This is a genomic window from Halobellus inordinatus (assembly GCF_024464655.1).
Taxonomy (GTDB): domain Archaea; phylum Halobacteriota; class Halobacteria; order Halobacteriales; family Haloferacaceae; genus Haloquadratum; species Haloquadratum inordinatus.
The window spans coordinates 160,372-175,689 of the sequence record NZ_JANHAV010000005.1; the positions used below are offsets into that span (position 1 = coordinate 160,372).

Sequence of the window (15,318 nt, forward strand, 5' to 3'; positions counted from 1 at the left end):
GATTTCGGGGAGAGTGTTTTCCCCGGTAAACAATCGCCCCGCCGAAGATGGACGCTCAAGCAATGTCGACTGCCAAAGCTACTCTCGGACGGCTTGCGATCTGGTACACGTCGGTTCATACGACACCAATCCCTCATTGTTATTCGTTAACATATATCATAAAGGTTCCCGAATCGACACCGTACCATCGCGTCGAACCGTGGGAGGCAGACGAAAATAGCGCGTCGCCCCGAGGTACTATCGTCCGCCAGGACCGACTAACTCCTGAATCTACCAGGCGTTTGTCGGTTGCGACAGTACCGTTTGCACCTCACGCGCGATCGCACGACAGCGTGTGATCGATGCACGATCGTTGCAAACGCGAACGTTAGTCTTGCGCAACTGTCTGGCCCGCCTGCTCAGGTGCGGGCGCAGGTGGTTCGTGGGTTCCGAAGTCGGGGTGCGTCTCTTCCATCCAGACGTACACGATCGCCCCGGAGACGAACATCAGAGCGGCGATGATGTAGAACGCCGCCTCGGCGTTCACGAACTCCATCGAGAGCCCGATCAGGATTGCACCGACGCCATAGCCCGAGTCGCGCCACATACGGTAGACGCCCATCCCGGTCGCGCGCCACGTCGGATGGGCGGCGTCGCCGGGAACGGTCATCAGATTCGGGTAGAGCAACGCCATTCCGAGGCCGGACACACCAGAGAGCACGGTCCACGGGAGATAGCCCTCGACGAGAACCATCCCGAGGACGCCAGCCCCAGTGAGGAACATTCCGGCGAGGACAGGTGGCCGGCGGCCGATGCGGTCGGCGAGTCCGCCGGTCGCAATCTGCAGGAAGTACATCGCGCTGTGAACGCCGACGACGAACCCGACTGCCGCGATTCCAAGCCCCTGGCTGGTGAGATACAGCGGGACGGCGAGCCAGAACAGCGTATCGACGAACTTCTCGATGTGGCCGGCCTGTGCCGCCGCGAACAGCGTCTTGTCGCCGTAGGTTGCGCGCTTCAGCACGTCGACGAACGGGAGGTTCGCGTCGTGGTGGTCTTCGTCGTCGACCTCCGCCTCTGCGAGTTGGACGGTCTCTTTGATCAGGAAGATCGAGATGAGGAACGCGAGCACGACGACGGCTGCGAGGAAGTAGAACGGCTCTGGCCGGAGGCTCGTCCGGGCCGCGATGACGCCGGTGACCCAAGCACCGACGGCGACGCCGGTGTAGCCGAACGCCTCGTCGATACCGACGGCGAGACCGCGCTGATCCGGCCCCGCGATGTCGATTTTGGCGTTGATCGCCATACTCCAGGTCAGCGCCTGGTTGATGCCCAGCAGGACGTTCCCGACGGTGATCCAGCCCCAACTGGGCGCGAAGATGAGAATGACGGGAAGCGGGAGCGCAGTCACCCACCCGAGGACGAGCACGGGCTTGCGGCCGTACTCGCCGCCCCACTTGCCGGCGTAGAGGTTGAGGAGCGCCTTGACGAAGCCGAACGAGACGACGAACGAGCCGATCACGAACAGCGACTCGACGCCGAGCACGTCCCGGCCGAGAACGGGTACGACCGCCCGTTCGGACCCGATAGTCAGCCCAGTCGCGAACACTAGGAGGACGTGCAGCGAGAACTGCCCGAGGTGTTCGCGGATACCCTGTTTGAGTTCAGTGTCTGTCCTCATAGATCACTCCCGTCGAACGTCACGGCGCGCTGCTCTCCGTTGGCGTCCGGTAATTCGTTACTGACTCGATCAGGGCTGCGTTCCGGCATCAGTATACACCCGTATGAGACATATTGGGATATAGGTACTGCCGGACATAGCCGGTACTGTTAATTTATCTTAGCACAGAGACAACACAATGAGTCTGTACGAGGCTTCGTTTCGGGTCAAACACGAGTGTCCGTATCGCGAAATTTCGGAGCATCACCCGGATCTCACCATCCGTGAGTGGTATCTGAGTGACTGTCAGGTAGTCGAACTCACGTCGCCAGGAACGCCGGCGGACGAACTCCTCGACGAAATAGGCGACCTCGGAACGGTTCTGCACAGGTCGGTCGACGAATCGGGCCTTCACGTCGTCACCCAGTCTTGTCTCTGCTCGCTCGAAGACTCGATCATCGAACGGTTCGAGAAGTACAACACCCTGTATCAGCCACCGACGGTTCACCACCAGGGCTGGGAGCACTACTCGGTGATCGCATTCGACGAGAGCGACGTCCGCGCACTCCTGCAGGATCTGGAAGCCGATCGCGACATCGAGGTGCTCTCGAAGACGGCGATCACGGAACAGCAGATTCCCCACAGTATGCTCGCCCCGGTCGATCAGTTGTTCGAAGACGTGACCGACCGACAGATGGCGGCGTTGCGGTTGGCGTTAGAGAGCGGGTATTACGAGCAGCCCCGGAAGACGTCGCTCCGAGCGCTGGCAAAGCAGACGGCCGTCGCGCGCTCGACGTACGAAGAACACCTCCGGAAAGCGGAGAACAAGATTCTCACGAACGCCGGACAGTTTTTGCGACTGGTTACGGCGACGTCAACGGGAGACCCATTAGAGATAGAACGGAACCGACAGCCCGAGCAGCGAGCAGACTGACCAAGCCGTTTCATACGGACGGTATCGGTACTCCGTCCGGGGCGATCGTGAGGGTTGTAACGGCGTCCTCGACGATCCCGAGACAGACCTGTTGTCTCGTGTGACTGGACGCATTGGTATCGAGCACGTTTCAGGCAGACAGAATCCACCGACCCGCATCCAAACGCTGGAGTCGGCGCCGCTCAGGAAGTGGTCGCGAGTGCGTCGATATTCCGCAGCGCCCGCCGGCAGACCGCCGCGTACGGGGCTGCGAGCAACGGGATCTCGAAGGCGGCGCAGCAGCCCCCATCTACTCTCTCGACGCGATGCCCCGTCGCCGGAATGCCGGCGACGCGCCAGGTCCAGCGGTGGTCGGCACAGGAGGTGACGACGAACGAGACCCGGAGGCCGCCGACAGTTCGAATGCGGCCGGTCGTCCCCTCGCTGATCCGACGGTCCCGACACTCGACGGCAGTTATCGACGGCCCCCACCGCGGCCACTGCTGGGTGTCGATGAACAGGTCCCACACGCGATCGGGTGCGGCGTCGATCTGCCGGGAGACGATCAGTCGGCGGCCGTCCGGCGTCTCCGCGATCTCGCGGTGCGTCGTCACAGTGTGACAGACGACTGCCGTGTGAATAACACTCACGGCGGCGCACGGTGGTTGTCGAGAAGTGGCTCGCCGTTCGATTAGATGTCGGCGACGTCTTCGATGGCGTCCGTCAGGGCCTTGATCGACTCGAGGTCGTGTTCGCCCATATGACCGATGCGGAACGTCTTCTCGCCGAGGGTCGAGCCGTAGCCGTTCGAGAAGACCATATCGTACTGCTCGGAGACGGCGTCGATCGTCCCGGCGACGTCGATGCCCTGCGTGTTCTCGATGCAGGCCACCGTCTGGGACTCATAGCCCGTCTCGGGGAACATATCGAAGTGTTCGTGCGCCCACTCGCGCGTGTACTCGGCCATCTCCCGGTGACGGTCCGAGCGCCCCTCGTGACCCTCTTCGAGCATATACTTCATCTGCTTGCGGTACGCCAGCATTATCGGGATCGCCGGCGTGGAGTGCGTCTGACCTTTCCGATCGTAGTAATCGAGCGCGCGCTGGAAGCCGCCGTACCACGACGCCTCGTCCTTCTCGAGTTCGCGCTCGTAGGCGTCGTCGCTGACGACGCAGACGGCCAGTCCCGGCGGCATCGCGAACGCCTTCTGCGTCGAGGCGAAGATGACGTCGATGTTGTGTTCGTCGATGTCGACGTAGTCGCCGCCCAGCGACGACACCGCGTCGACCACGAAGTAGGTGTCGGGGTACTCGGCGACGACGTCACCGATCTCCTCGATGGGGTTCCGGACGCCGGTCGAACTCTCGTTCATCACGCACGCGACGACGTCGTAGTGTTTGTCACTCTCTTCGATCGCCGCTCGCACGTCTTCGGGTTTGACCGCCTGCCCCCACTCGTATTCGAGGCGGTCGACGTTCTTGCCGAGCCGCTCGGCCACGTTGGCGTGGCGCTCGCTGAAACTCCCGCAAGTCGGCACGAGTATGTTCTCGTCGACGAGGTTCAGCGTGGACGCCTCCCAGAACTCCGTCCCCGACGCCGTGAGGATCATCACGTCGTTGTCGGTGCCGAGGAAGTCCTTCGTGTCCTCGACGATCGTCGTGTACAGGTCCGTCATCCGGTCCATTCGGTGACCGAACATCGGCTGGCACATCTCCTCGATGACGTCCCCGCGTACCTCAGTCGGCCCCGGGATGTACAGCGTCTTGTCCGGATAGTCGTCTTTGTATTCGCGTTTCTGGGTCACGGAATCACCTAGCTACGGTCAACTGCGCAGCGGGAGGTCATGGTACTTTTGATTCCCCACTGGGATGGACGGCGGTGCTTCTGGCGTGGCTACCTGTGCGGGGCCGGTTGGGATCTGACGGCTGATGAGTTGCCCTCGCCTGCTGCTGTACCGCGAGCAATATTAATAACAAGAAAATATCGAATAGCCAAATTTATTATTTTGTGTCATAGATTTATTACTCGATGGCACACATTCACCTCGGCGAAGGTTCGTTCCCGCTCTGGGCGCTCGCTCTCTGGACACTCATCGGTACCGGGCTCATCGGCGTGGTCGTCTACCGCATTCGGAAAGGCGGTATCGAGACCCGCCAGATCGCGCTCGCCGGCATCGCCGGCGCGGCGAGTTTCGCGGTCTTTCAGCTGAACATCCCAGTGTGGGGCGGGATCCATATGAACCTCACCGGCCTCGTCGGCATCCTCGCCGGGCCGCTCCTCGGCGCTCTGATCGCGCTCGTGGTGAACATCTTCTCGGCGGCGCTCGGACACGGGGCCGTCGGATTGTTGGGCGCAAACACGCTCGTCAACGCGTCGGAGGCCGTCGTGGCCTACTACGCGTTCCGCACGCTGGTCGGATTGGACTGGGACGTCTTCCCCGCGAGCACGGGGGCGGCGACGCTCGGTCTCTCGGCCGGCGCGGTGTTGATGGGGGCGATCATCGTCGTCAGCGGCGTCAACGGGAGTGCCCTCCCCCGCGCTGACCTCACGGTCGCTGTCGCCGGATTGGTCGGGCTGAATCTGGGCGTCGCCGTCGTCGAGGGGCTCTTGACCGGGTTCGTCGTACAGTTCCTCGCGTCGGTCCGCCCCGACCTCGTCGGCCTCGTCGACCGCCTCGGCCGCGACGCCTCGGAGGTGACGGCCTGATGAAGCGCTGGACGCAGTACGGCAGCCTGCTCGGCCTCCTGGCGGTGTTTTTCGCCGCGGGGCTGTGGGGTTTCGCTGCCACCGGCGGCGCGGTTCCGTGGGCCAAGCGGTCGGCGACGACGCTGCAGCGCGGTATTCAGGAGGGCGGCGGCGGGCTCGTCGACCTCGGACGCGGGGTCGTCGTCGCCGGCCCGATCCGGAACGGTGGTCTGGTCGTCGAGTTCCTCGCCGTCGCGGCTCTCTTCGCGCTCGTCGGCGTCGGACTGTACGTCTACGCCGACCGATACCGCGGCCTCGAAGACGCAAAACGGACGGGGCGGTAACCGAAGATGCTCTCGAATCACGTGCCGGACCCGCGACTCGTCACGGCCTACGCCGAGCGCCGCGACGGGCCGCTTCACCACGTCAACCCCTGGACGAAACTCGGCGTCGTCGGCGCGCTCGTGCTCGCCGTGACGGTGGTCGACCGGGCCGCAGTGCTTGCAGGCCTCTACGCCGTCGTCCTTCTCGTGTACGTCACGGCGGGGCTCCCGGCCGGGCGGTTGCTGCGCTGGTACACGGTCCCGATGCTCTTTATCGTCTCCGTGGCGGGCCCGCTGGCGTTCCTCGAACCGGGCACGCCGATCGGTGGCGCGCTCGCGACGCCGCTCGGCGACGTTTCGGTGACGGTCGCCGGTCTCGTATTGTTTCTCGAACTCGGCTTCCGGTCGCTGACCGTCGTCACGTTCACGCTGGCGGCCGCGATGACGACCCGGTACTCCGACGTCGCCTACGTCTTGGGGCGGGTCCTTCCGCGGCCGGTCGACCAAGTCGCGCTGCTCACCTACCGGTTCACGTTCGTGATGATCGAGACGCTCGAAGACCTGGTGAAAGCCGCTGTGGCCCGCGGCGGGAACCTCTCGGAGTTCTGGTCGAACAAGCGCCTCTACGCACGCATTCTCGGAATGACGATGCTGTCGGCCATCGAGCGGGCCGAACGGCTCGTCAAGTCGATGGAAGCCCGCGGGTACGACGGCGACCTGACGCTGTACGGCGACGTGCCGCGGCCGCCGGTCCACGAAACCCTTCTGGTCGGCGGTTCCTACGCCGCCGTGCTCGGGTACGCCGCGATCACGACGGGGGTGGTGCTGTGAACCGCGCGGAGACGCCCCTCGTCGATCTGCGATGTGAAGCGCACACGTACCCGGACGGAACAGTCGGAATGCACGACGTCGAGTTCAGCGTCTACCCCGACGAGGTCGTCGCGCTACTCGGCGGGAACGGCGCGGGGAAGTCGACGTTGCTCGAGCATCTGAACGCGACGCTCGTCCCCGACGAAGGCGAACTCGTGATCGAGGGAACGCCCGTCGCCAACGGCGACGAGCGACGCGCCCGGAAGACGGTCGGCTTCGTCTTCCAGGACGCAGACGCCCAACTCGTCGCGCCGACCGTCCGCGACGACGTGCTGTTCGGGCTCCAGAACTACGGCGTCTCGGGCGAGGAAGCGATCGAACGCGCTCGCGACGCGCTCGATGCGGTCGACGCTGGCCACCTCGAAGACCGGATTCCGCACTACCTGAGCGGCGGCGAAAAACGGCTCGTGGGGCTGGCCGGCGTGCTGGCGCTGCAGCCGAGCGTGATCGTCCTCGACGAACCGCTCGCGGGGTTGGATCCCGAACGCTCTCGGCTGGTCGCCAGACATATCGAACAGGTCCATAGGGACGGCGTCAGCGTCGTGCTCTCGACGCACGATCTCGACTTCGCGGCCGAGGTGGCAGACCGCGTCTGCGTGATGGCCGACGGCAACATCGTCGGCTGTGGGACACCGCGAGAGGTGTTCTACGACGACGAACTGCTTGCGACGGCGAACCTCCACCCTCCGAGTCCAGTCCGCGTCGCCCGGTCGGCGGGCCTCGACACGTCCGAACGGCCGGTCACCGAGAGCGAACTCGCCGCCGCCATCGCGGACGCGTCGACGACCGATCGAACCGCCCGCACAGTCGCCGACGGGACGGACGTCTGATACTGTCGGACAGAACGATGTGAGGCGCATCGGTACCCTGTGGGTGCCGATATGATTCGCGAACTGCTGTCCGACAGTATGACCCTGTCGGGACTACTCCTCGCCGGACACTTCCGCGTGGTCCTCGACGCGCCGGCTCACGTCGAGGCGGTAGTTCTTCAGGATGTCGCGCCCCAGGAGAAGCGGATGCGTCATATGCGTCCGGTCTTCGATGTTCGCGGCGACGGTGTACTGCTCGCCGCCGATCCCGACGACGAGGTCAACGACCGGCCGCGTCTTGGACTGCTTCGAACTCCCCGAGCGCACGCGCGAGACAGTATGGATCGGGCCCGCACCGATGTCCGCGGCGAGCCGCAGATCGATGCTCGTTCTGGACGCTCCGGAGTCAGACTTGGCTACGACCGTCTTCCGTCCGCTGGTCCCGCTGACGACCACCTGTTCGGTGAAGCCGATCGTGATCGCTTCCTCGGGAGAGACTGACACCGGCGCCGGTTTACAGGCGGGCACCGAGTCGTCGAGCGTCGACGAGAGGCTCTCTACCCGCTCGAGGTCGACCGAAGCGCCGGCGTGTTCGATCGCCTGCCGAGCGATGTACGGGGCCGGACTGCGCCCCGTCGCCCGGTAGAAGCCTTTGAAGCCGGCCGTCGGGTTCACTTCCAGAATGTACCAGCCGTCGTCGCCCTCGATGAGATCGACGCCGGCGTAGTCGAGGTCGATCGCCGCCGCTGCTTGCCGAGCGAGTTCTAAGACCTCCGCTGGAACGGATTCTGTCACGTCCTCGATGCTCCCGCCGCGGGCGACGTTCGTGCGCCAGTCGCTGTCGGCGGCGTAGCGGCACATCGCGCCGATCACCTCGTCGGCGACGACGTACACCCGAAGATCGTGCGGGGGTTCGTCGTCCCGACCGACGAACTCCTGCAGAAACGCCCGTCGCTTCCCGACGCGGGCTGTCAGCGGATCGCTAGTCTTCACCTTCCACGCGCCGCCGCCGTGCGTCCCGATGGCTGTCTTGTAGACCGCCTCCTCCCCGAACTCCCCGCGGAGTTCGTTGAGCCGGTCGTTGCTGAGCGCCAGTGCGGTGCGCGGAACCGGAAGCCCCTGGTTGATCAGTTCGACTGCGGCGGCGGTCTTGTGCACCGCCTGCGCCGTCGCATCCGGAGTATTCAGCATCGGTCGCACGCCCGCTAGCGTCCGCGCTAGCCCGAGTTCCTCCGCAGGCTGATCCGTATTCGAGAGGAGGAGTCGATTGACGACCACGTCGACGTCGGGATCGAGCGTCGCCTCGTCGCCGCCGAGCCGCACGACCGTATTCTCGGATCGGAGCCACTCGGTGTCGTGGCCGAGCGCCTCGACGGCGTTCAGAATCGCTTTCGTCTCCTTGCTGTTGTGGAGGCTCAAGACGCCGACGCGGACCGGCGTCTCACTCATCAGTAGGTCTCTCCGCGTATCGGATGATTTCGTCCATCGTTGGCACGCTCCGGGGCGGACCGTACCGTCACGAGCGCAATTGTTATGCGGATATTTCTCACGGTCCGAGAACGAATACGGCCGGATTACCGGACGCTGGCGGTCGAGAACGGCGACGCATCCGCCCCAGTCTCAGAAGAGCACGAACGAGGGAAGATACAGCAGCACGCACACGGCCGCACCTCGCCGGTCGATGCCGCGCTGCCAGTACATCAGCCCGAGGACGGCCAACGAGACGGCCAGCATATACCCGGTCGAGACGAACACGGTCTGTGAGTTGGTGACCGCCACGTCGGCGACGAGCGCGCCGATGCCCAGCGAGAATACCGGATCAGTGATGTTACTTCCTAGAAGAGAACCGACCGAGATGCCGGCCTCGCCGCGCCTGGCCGCGAGTCCGGCGACGGCGATTTCGGGCGCGGTGGTTCCGAGACCAGTCAGGAGGCCGACGAGAAATTCGGGGATGCCGAGGAGTCGAGCGATGGCGATCCCGTTCGTCACCATCAGATACCCGCCGACGACTACCAGCGCGATCCCGGCGACGATCCAGGGAATCGCCCGCTGTGGAGGTGTCTGCTCTTCGGCGACTTCTTTCGTTACTTCGCCGCCGCCTTCGTTCGAGTAGAGGTCGTGGAGGAACGCGACGTACGCGAGCATCATCAGCGCCCCCTCCGAGCGGATTATCTCCCCGTCTTCGAGAACGAGGATCATGATCACCATCGCGAGAATCATCGCGCCGCCGTAGACGAGGACGTTCCGTCGCTCGGCTTCGATCCGGGCGATGAAGGCGACGACGCCGATCGCGAGCGTGATCTGCGCCGTCTCTGACCCGACGATGTTCCCGACGAGGAGGTCGCCGGCGCCGTAGACCGACGCGTAGATCGAAGTGGTCATCTCGGGGATCGACGTCCCGATCGAAATGACGGTGACGCCGATGAAGAAGGCCGGCACCCCGTAGTACAGTGCCAACTCCGCGGCCGCGTCGATGGTGCGGTCGGCACCGACTAACAGGAGCGCCAGGCCGGCGAGAAATCCGGCGACTTCGAGGAGCATCCGATATCGGACAGACGCTCCGATCCGAGTAAAAGGTGGGCGCCGACGGCGACGGACGCTGGTCCTCCGAGACGGGGACGGTGCTACGAGGTGGGGGCTGCTTCCAAGAAAACAAGAACCGAAGTGAGAGTAAAACACGAATAGATCAAACAAGCGAATATGGCGGGGCCACAGCAGTCCAGCGGTGGGGACGACGACGCGCTCGAGGAGGGCGAACTGCCGAGCCCGGAGAGCGATGCCGCACGCTCCTGTAAGGCATTCATCGACCGGGAGTGGCGCAAACTGCAGGAGTGACCGACAGCCCGGCGCGCTGCGTCAGGTCTGCGCGCTACGCTTCGCTGTGACTCGTCCCCGCCGTTTCCCGGTGGGGAGAGGGCGCCGACTGCAAAACCGGAGAAAGCGGACTTAATCGGGATGAAACGGGTCCGGAGCTGCTGAAATCCGCACGCACCGTTTTCACCATTGATATGCCATCCGCACCGAGAGCGGACCGGAGGCACCACCGATGAAACTCCAGACGATCGTCGCGATCGGTCTCGCAGCACTGATGCTCACCACGGGAGCGGCCGTGGCTGTGCCCGGTGCAGCGCCGACCGACGCAGCCGGTTCGACGAACGGCGCCGCCGACGCACACGGCGAAGCCACCCACGGAGCCGATACAGCAGCCGCTGACCGAGCGGCCGACCGACCAGAAATCGCGTCGGAAACACCTCACGACGCGAACGCCGCGTCGGGGGACGGTCCCCGCGCGGACCTCCCCGACCCGGTCCCGGACCGCGTCGCGCAGATCCATTCGCTGATCCGCCAGTCGCTGGCCGGGACGCTCGGTGAGCCGCTCGGCCAGGCTATCGACAGTCCGAGCAGCGATGACACAGCCGCTGAACACCCCGCTGACGAATCTCGATACCGATGATCGCTCTCCAGTACGCCGGGCCCCCGCCGCTGGCCGGCGGATTCGATCCCCTCGAAGGGCTCGTCGTCTTCGCCGTGAGTCTCCTCATCGGCGGGGCGGCGATCCACGTCGCGGCCGAACACGTCGTCTCTCGGCGGCGGACGGCCAGCCTGACGTTCGAACACGCCATCCTCACGGCGCTCCTTGGTGCAGTCGTCTGGGCGCTGCTCGCCTGGATCCCGCTTGTCGGCTCGCTGCTCGCGCTCGCGGGCTGGGTCAGCGTCATCCGCTGGCGCTACCCGGGCGGCTGGGTCAAGGCGGGCGTGACCGGCGCGGCCGCCTGGGCCGCCGCGGTCGTCACGCTCGCGGCCCTGGAACTGCTCGGCATCAGCGCCGTGTCGGCCCTGGGCGTTCCCGGGGCCTGACAGACTCCCGATTCTTCTCCGTAGCCGCGCGGCGCTATCCGCTGATGACGGTTCCAGCGGCGTCGCCGGCCAAGAACGTCTCCAGGGCGTCGGGGCCGAACACGTGCGCCGGCGCCCCGAGTTCGAGGAGCGCACGGACTTTTGCGGCCATCCCACCCGTCACGTCCGTCGACTCGGAGCCGCCGAGCGCGTCCGCGACATCGTCGAAAGCCGTGATTTCGGGGATGACTTCGCCGTCGTCGTCGTAGACGCCGGGCACGGTCGAACAGAGCCCGACGCGGTCGGCGTCGAGGCCGTTCGCGAGCCGTGTGACCAGTTCGTCGCCGCTGATGATCGTCGCGCCCGCGTCCGCCTGCGCGATGACGTCGCCGTGGAGGACGGGAACGAACCCCTCGTCGAGCATCGTCGCCGAGGAATCGAGCGGAAATACGAGGTCGGCGTCGGCGTCGCGTGCCCCGACGGAGAACGGGTGGACCGGCAGCGCCGGGACGCCGGCGTCCTGCAACCGCCGGATGACTTCGTCGTTCAGGCGACGCATCGCGTCGTGGATCGCCCACACGCCCGCGGCGTCGTGGCTCCCCTCCGAGAGGCTGACGCCGTGTTTCTCCGCCTGGTGGTGGCCGAAGCTCCCGCCGCCGTGGACGAGAGCGAGCCGGGAGACGTCGGCCGCGGCGATCGTCTCGACCGCCGCGTCGAGAGCTGCGTCGTCGACGGTCTCGGGCGTCTCCTTGTCGGTGACGACGCTCCCGCCGAGTTTGAGGACGACCGTCACCGGCGCTCACCCTCCGCGTTCGGCTCCGCATCGGAGCGCGCGCTCGCGTCCGGCCCCAACTCCTCTACGCGGACGCCCTCGCGGTCCAGTTCGGCCCGGAACGCGTCGCGGCACTCGGCGGTGTAGCGCAGCGCTGTCCGCGTCTCCGGCGTCTCGTCGAGCGCGACGATACAGCCGCCGCCGCCCGCGCCGGTGAGCTTTGCGCCGTGGGCCCCGGCCTCGCGGGCGGCCCAGACCATATTGTCGAGCGTGCGCGAGGAGACGCCGAGCGCTTCGAGCAGCCCGTGATCGAAGTTCATCAGCCGGCCGAGTTCGGAGAGCAGTTCGTCGGTGGGTTCGGATTCGGGGTCGGCGTCGGCGAGCATCGACTCGCCGGTGCGGACGATGTCGCCGATGCTCTCGACGGTGTCGGCCGCGAAATCGTACTCCTCGCGGAGCGTCCGGACGCCCGCGACGAGTTCGCCGGTGTCTCCCGCGCCGCCGTCGAAGCCGACGACGAACGGGAGGTTCGGCGTGTCGATCTGTCGGCAGTCGTCGCCCTCGACGCGCACGGCTCCGCCCATCGCCGAACAGAACGTGTCCGCGCGCGAGGCCTGGCCGTCCTGGACGTCGTACTCCGCGCGGTAGGCGCGGTCGGCCAGTTCCTCGGGCGCGAGCTCGACGCCGAGCTCCCGCGTCGCGGCGTCGATGCCGGCGACGACGACGGCCGCCGAGGAGCCGAGCCCCGCGCCGAGCGGAATCTCGCTCTCGACGGTGATGTCGAAGCCGGCGTCGGGTGCGTCTGCGGCGTCACGGGCCTGTTCGACGGCGGCGTCGACGTAGCCCACCGCGGCGTCGACGAGCCCTTCCGGAACGTCGACATCGGGTCGGTAGCCGGTGTCGCCGGCGTACTCGACGGTGAAGCCGTCGAGACTCAGATCTCGCGCTTCGACTCGGATGTGGTCGTCCGTGCGGGCATCGACGGTGACTGTGGCCCGGCGCTCGATCGCGCAGGGGACCGCCGGTTCGCCGTAGACGACCGCGTGCTCCCCGAAGAGATAGACCTTCCCGGGGGCGCTGGAGACGATCATAGGGGAGGAATACCGGGGGTCCCGCTTAAGCTATCCGACCGGAAGCGAGCGACGCATCCGATGGTGGTAGAGAATCCGACAGCCGGAACAGAGTCACAGCAGGAACGGAACCAACAGCAGGAACGGAACCAACAGCAGGAACGGAGCCAACGGTAGGAGCGGAGCCGACAGTAAGAACGGAACCGACAGATCGGTTACTCCTCGACGAAGTCGTCGAGTTCGGTCACCTCGGCGTCTCCGCGGAGGTATTTCGCTGCGGCGGCGAGCGCGACGAGGAAACCGACCGCGACTAGCGCACCGAGCAGGCGACCGCCGGAGGTCGGGCACATCCCGCTCGATTCGTCGGTCGCGTCCTCGTTCGCGTCGCTGTCAGACGACGCGCTGCCCTCGTCGTCAGTGGAACCGCCGATCGCGGGTGCGGTGTTCGTCGCCTCGAAGCTGAGGCCGTCGTGCAGATGAATCTCGAAGAACGTGAACGATCTCTCTGACATCTCACGTTTCGATACGCCGACACGAGGCATAACCGTTGTGGGGATGGGTCCGAGAGCGAGACCGAGAGCCGGTGGTTTCAGGTGTCAGGCAATCGGAGCAGGCCTATGGACGACGATAAACACGCATTTCTGACGGACCTACTGACGACGCCCAGTCCCTCGGGATTCGAGGCGGTCGGGCAGCGAGTGTGGCTCGACTACGTGCGCCCGTTCGCCGACGAGGTCTGGACCGACGAGTACGGCAACGCCGTCGCGGTCCACGAGGGTAGCGAGGACGCCGACGTCTCCATTGCGTTCACCGGCCACGCCGACGAGATCGGCTACATCGTCCGCGACATCACCGAGGACGGCTTCCTCCGGATCGGCGCGATCGGGGGCGCAGATCGGACGGTGTCGAAGGGCCAGCACGTCACCGTCCACGCCGAGACCCCCGTCGCCGGCGTCATTGGGCAGACAGCGATCCACCTGCGCGATTACGAGGGCGAGGAGTACGACGACATCGACGAGCAGTTCGTCGACGTCGGGGCCGACGGCGAGGACGAGGCGCACGACCTCGTCGAAGTCGGCGATCCAGTGACCGTCGAAACGCGCGTCCGCCCGCTCCACGGGACGCGACTCGCCGCGCGCGGAATGGACAACCGCGTCGGGATCTGGGCCGCCGCCGAGGCGCTTCGCTCGGCCGCCGGAGCCGACGTCGACGCGACAGTCTACGCCGTGAGTACGGTCCAGGAGGAAGTCGGCGTCCAGGGGGCGAAGATGGTCGGGTTCGACCTCGACCCCGACGCGGCTATCGCCGTCGACGTGACGCACGCGACCGACAACCCCGATATCCCGGGCAAACGCACCGGCCCCGTCGAGCTCGGCGCGGGACCGGTCGTCTCCCGCGGCAGCGCGAACCACCCGTCGCTCGTCGATCTCGCTCGCGACGCCGCCGAAGACGCCGACATCGACGTGCAACTTCAGGCGACCGGGACCCGAACGGGGACCGACGCCGACGCGTTCTACACCGCTCGCAGCGGCATCCCCGCGCTGAACGTCGGGATCCCCAACCGCTATATGCACACGCCCGTCGAAGTCGTCGACACCGAAGACCTCGACGCCGTCGGCGAACTTCTCGGGGCGATGGCAGCCGCGGCCGTCGACGCCGCTCCGTTCGGCCTCGACCTGTGAGCCGTCCGGGGAGCACGGACGGTCGATCGTCCGCTGGGCGGAGAACGAGCGGCGTGTCGTACCCTCACACGGCCGTTCGGGCGAAAGAAAACCGTTAAAAGTCGCCGCAGGGTGTTGTGAGGTATGGCTGGAACTATCGAAGTACTCGTTCCCGGCGGGGAGGCGAACCCTGGTCCGCCGCTCGGTCCGGAACTCGGACCGACCCCTGTGAACGTGCAGGACGTCGTCCAGCAGATCAACGACGAGACGGCTGCGTTCGACGGGATGGAAGTCCCCGTCACCGTCGAGTACGAGGACGACGGCTCCTTTACGATCTCTGTCGGCGTTCCGCCGACGGCCGAACTCGTCAAGGACGAGGCCGGCTTCGAGACCGGATCGGGCGAACCCCAGGAGAACTTCGTCGCCGATCTGACCGTCGAACAGGTGAAGAAGATCGCAGAGCAGAAGTCCTCTGACCTGCTCTCGTACGACTCGTTCAACGCCGCGAAGGAGGTCGTCGGTACGTGTACCTCCCTCGGCGTCACGATCGAGGGCAACGACCCGCGCGAGTTCAAAGAGCGGATGGAAGACGGCGAGTACGACGACGTCTTCGCCGACGAGTAACTCGCGGTTCAGACTCCCCCGACGGAATCGGGCACGGTGCGTTGTCGCCGTGACCCCACTCACTGCGGACGCCTTTCTCTCTGCGGTTCGATCGGTCGCGAGCGGCGCGTCTCTC

Annotated in this window: 18 protein-coding genes; 10 read left to right on the forward strand and 8 right to left on the reverse strand. The window is 65.8% G+C overall.

Annotated elements, in window-relative coordinates:
* Positions 1-367 precede the first annotated feature (367 nt).
* Complete coding sequence (locus NO347_RS11120; protein WP_256289657.1) at positions 368-1,660, reverse strand: MFS transporter; 1,293 nt, start codon at positions 1,658-1,660, stop codon at positions 368-370.
* A 178-nt stretch (positions 1,661-1,838) separates the two neighbouring features.
* Here NO347_RS11120 and NO347_RS11125 point away from each other — a divergent pair, with 178 nt between their 5' ends.
* On the forward strand, positions 1,839-2,573 hold the full coding sequence (locus NO347_RS11125) for a helix-turn-helix domain-containing protein (RefSeq protein WP_256289658.1): 735 nt from the start codon (positions 1,839-1,841) through the stop codon (positions 2,571-2,573).
* Between the two features lie 182 nt (positions 2,574-2,755).
* On the opposite strand, the gene NO347_RS11130 is transcribed toward NO347_RS11125, so the two are convergent.
* Both NO347_RS11130 and NO347_RS11135 read right to left on the reverse strand, forming a co-directional pair.
* Entirely contained in the window at positions 2,756-3,166 is a 411-nt protein-coding gene (locus NO347_RS11130; protein ID WP_256289659.1) for an SRPBCC family protein, read from the reverse strand.
* 77 nt (positions 3,167-3,243) lie between these two features.
* Entirely contained in the window at positions 3,244-4,356 is a 1,113-nt protein-coding gene (locus NO347_RS11135; protein ID WP_256289660.1) for a pyridoxal-phosphate-dependent aminotransferase family protein, read from the reverse strand.
* A 224-nt stretch (positions 4,357-4,580) separates the two neighbouring features.
* Between NO347_RS11135 and NO347_RS11140 the strand changes: the two genes are divergently transcribed.
* From NO347_RS11140 to NO347_RS11155, 4 genes are all read left to right on the forward strand, one after another.
* Complete coding sequence (locus NO347_RS11140) at positions 4,581-5,258, forward strand: energy-coupling factor ABC transporter permease (RefSeq protein ID WP_256289661.1); 678 nt, start codon at positions 4,581-4,583, stop codon at positions 5,256-5,258.
* Positions 5,258-5,581 (forward strand): cobalamin transport operon protein, encoded by a 324-nt coding sequence (locus NO347_RS11145; RefSeq protein ID WP_256289662.1) that lies wholly within the window; start codon positions 5,258-5,260, stop codon positions 5,579-5,581. Before NO347_RS11140 ends, NO347_RS11145 begins: the two co-directional genes overlap by 1 nt.
* A gap of 6 nt (positions 5,582-5,587) precedes the next feature.
* Complete coding sequence (locus tag NO347_RS11150; RefSeq protein WP_256289663.1) at positions 5,588-6,391, forward strand: energy-coupling factor transporter transmembrane component T family protein; 804 nt, start codon at positions 5,588-5,590, stop codon at positions 6,389-6,391.
* 68 nt (positions 6,392-6,459) lie between these two features.
* Entirely contained in the window at positions 6,460-7,260 is an 801-nt protein-coding gene (locus tag NO347_RS11155) for an energy-coupling factor ABC transporter ATP-binding protein (RefSeq protein ID WP_305148868.1), read from the forward strand.
* A 93-nt stretch (positions 7,261-7,353) separates the two neighbouring features.
* Here the strand turns inward: NO347_RS11155 and NO347_RS11160 are convergent, their stop codons facing one another.
* Entirely contained in the window at positions 7,354-8,688 is a 1,335-nt protein-coding gene (locus NO347_RS11160) for a RimK family alpha-L-glutamate ligase (RefSeq protein WP_256289665.1), read from the reverse strand.
* Positions 8,689-8,859: 171 nt separating this feature from the next.
* Positions 8,860-9,780: a sodium:calcium antiporter gene (locus NO347_RS11165; RefSeq protein WP_256289666.1), complete on the reverse strand. Its 921-nt coding sequence runs from the start codon at positions 9,778-9,780 to the stop codon at positions 8,860-8,862.
* A gap of 159 nt (positions 9,781-9,939) precedes the next feature.
* Here NO347_RS11165 and NO347_RS11170 point away from each other — a divergent pair, with 159 nt between their 5' ends.
* The 3 genes from NO347_RS11170 (at position 9,940) to NO347_RS11180 (ending at position 11,097) form a co-directional block, all read left to right on the forward strand.
* On the forward strand, positions 9,940-10,074 hold the full coding sequence (locus NO347_RS11170) for a hypothetical protein (RefSeq protein ID WP_255410148.1): 135 nt from the start codon (positions 9,940-9,942) through the stop codon (positions 10,072-10,074).
* A 211-nt stretch (positions 10,075-10,285) separates the two neighbouring features.
* The gene (locus tag NO347_RS11175; RefSeq protein ID WP_256289667.1) at positions 10,286-10,693 is read left to right on the forward strand and encodes a hypothetical protein; all 408 of its coding nucleotides are present in this window, start codon (positions 10,286-10,288) and stop codon (positions 10,691-10,693) included.
* Positions 10,690-11,097, forward strand: a complete 408-nt coding sequence (locus NO347_RS11180; RefSeq protein WP_256289668.1) for a hypothetical protein — start codon at positions 10,690-10,692, stop codon at positions 11,095-11,097. Before NO347_RS11175 ends, NO347_RS11180 begins: the two co-directional genes overlap by 4 nt.
* A gap of 34 nt (positions 11,098-11,131) precedes the next feature.
* Here NO347_RS11180 and NO347_RS11185 read toward each other — a convergent pair whose 3' ends face one another.
* The 3 genes from NO347_RS11185 to NO347_RS11195 form a co-directional block, all read right to left on the reverse strand.
* A complete protein-coding gene (locus NO347_RS11185) occupies positions 11,132-11,869 on the reverse strand; it encodes an isopentenyl phosphate kinase (protein WP_256289669.1) in 738 nt (245 codons plus the stop codon).
* A complete protein-coding gene (mvk, locus tag NO347_RS11190) occupies positions 11,866-12,939 on the reverse strand; it encodes a mevalonate kinase (RefSeq protein WP_256289670.1) in 1,074 nt (357 codons plus the stop codon). Before mvk ends, NO347_RS11185 begins: the two co-directional genes overlap by 4 nt.
* Before the next feature lie 194 nt (positions 12,940-13,133).
* Positions 13,134-13,430 (reverse strand): hypothetical protein, encoded by a 297-nt coding sequence (locus NO347_RS11195; RefSeq protein ID WP_256289671.1) that lies wholly within the window; start codon positions 13,428-13,430, stop codon positions 13,134-13,136.
* Between the two features lie 105 nt (positions 13,431-13,535).
* Between NO347_RS11195 and NO347_RS11200 the strand changes: the two genes are divergently transcribed.
* Entirely contained in the window at positions 13,536-14,600 is a 1,065-nt protein-coding gene (locus NO347_RS11200; RefSeq protein WP_256289672.1) for a M20/M25/M40 family metallo-hydrolase, read from the forward strand.
* Positions 14,601-14,723: 123 nt separating this feature from the next.
* Entirely contained in the window at positions 14,724-15,203 is a 480-nt protein-coding gene (locus NO347_RS11205) for a 50S ribosomal protein L11 (RefSeq protein ID WP_121569376.1), read from the forward strand.
* Positions 15,204-15,318 lie beyond the last annotated feature (115 nt).